The organism is Methylacidiphilum sp. Yel (genome assembly GCF_004421185.1).
Lineage (GTDB): Bacteria > Verrucomicrobiota > Verrucomicrobiia > Methylacidiphilales > Methylacidiphilaceae > Methylacidiphilum.
In genome coordinates, this window is record NZ_LXQB01000038.1 from 1 (window position 1) to 1245 (window position 1245).

Here is a 1245-nt window from a genome sequence, read left to right on the forward strand (position 1 = left end):
GCTGCGGACAACTCCAGCGGATGAGCACAAGCTTTCTATTCGGTTCGAAATGGCAAGGCAGATTTACAATGCCCTCTTGGGAGAGTCGCTCCGGCTACTGGCTCTCATGCGCAAGAGCCGAGACTGGCAGCGCGCAAGCTGCGAGCCGGATGCGGGGGGAAGCGTGCCCCCGCTCAGACGTGAGATCATCGACCGTTTCGACTTCAAGCAGTCGGCACTCGACCGGTTGGCGATCGGCTGCCGACGCGGCTGTGCGACTGGCGATCATCTCAGTCCACATGAGGTGTAAACAGTGGCCAGACGCACCTTTCGCGCCGTCCGACAATACGCCTTCGGTCTGCGCGGCAGGCCTTGCTTCAAGGGATACCGCGAGCCTCCACTCGATCGAAGGCAAAAGCAACGCGGCAGGGATCCGCTTCCGTGTCGGCAAGATCGAGTGGAAGGGCCTTTCGATCCCGGCCATGTTCGATCCTCAGAGACCGCGACGGCTGGCAAGTCGCCACACTCCCCTCCGAGACGAAATACTGCCGTGTCATTCGACGGACGATCCGGGGCCAGGACCGCTTGTAGGTGCAGCTCGTCCAGAAGGGGACGCCGCCTGCGAAGACCCGGCAGGCGCGCGATGAGGCGAACGCCTGCCTCGATATCGGCCCTTCTACAGTCGCAATCATCGAGGAGACCGCAGCTTGCCTGGAGAAATTTTGCCCGAGGGTCGAGCAGCCCTGGCGCAAGCTTAGGCCCGTCCAGAGAGCGTGCTTACCCGATCGCGCCGGGCAACCAACCCGGACAATTTTAATGAGGACCGGACAGTGAAGAAAGGCGCTTAAGAGATGGATCGCCTCCTTGCGGTATCGGCTTCTTCGAGGAACAGCTTAAAGAAACTAAGCGACGCCTTGCAGCCGAGCGCAAGAGAAGCCACGGTGAGTTGGTGAATCAGATTCTTACAACCTGGAATATCGTCAAGACCGAGAAGATCTCATATCAAAGTTTCCAGAAGAATTTCGGAGGGAGCGTGAGGGTCAAGGTGAGGAGGATGTTCGTCCGCATCGTTCGCCGCAAGGCAAAGAGGGCTGGTGGCAGACTCTACGAATTCCCGACGCGTTCTACCATACTCTCGCAGGTATGCCTCTGCGGACGTATCGAAAAGAAGCTGCTGTCTGTGCAGGTCCACCGCTGTGACTGCGGGCTGCTGCCCCTCCAAATGGACCTCTTTTACGCCTTCCTTGCTCGCTTCGTCTCCGAAGA

At 59.1% G+C, this 1245-nt stretch carries 2 pseudogenes; both read left to right on the forward strand.

The window, feature by feature from the left end:
* Positions 1 to 289, forward strand: a pseudogene (locus A7Q09_RS10685) (hypothetical protein); the annotation flags it as partial.
* Positions 290 to 928: 639 nt separating this feature from the next.
* Positions 929 to 1245 (forward strand): annotated as a pseudogene (locus A7Q09_RS10690) (hypothetical protein); the annotation flags it as partial.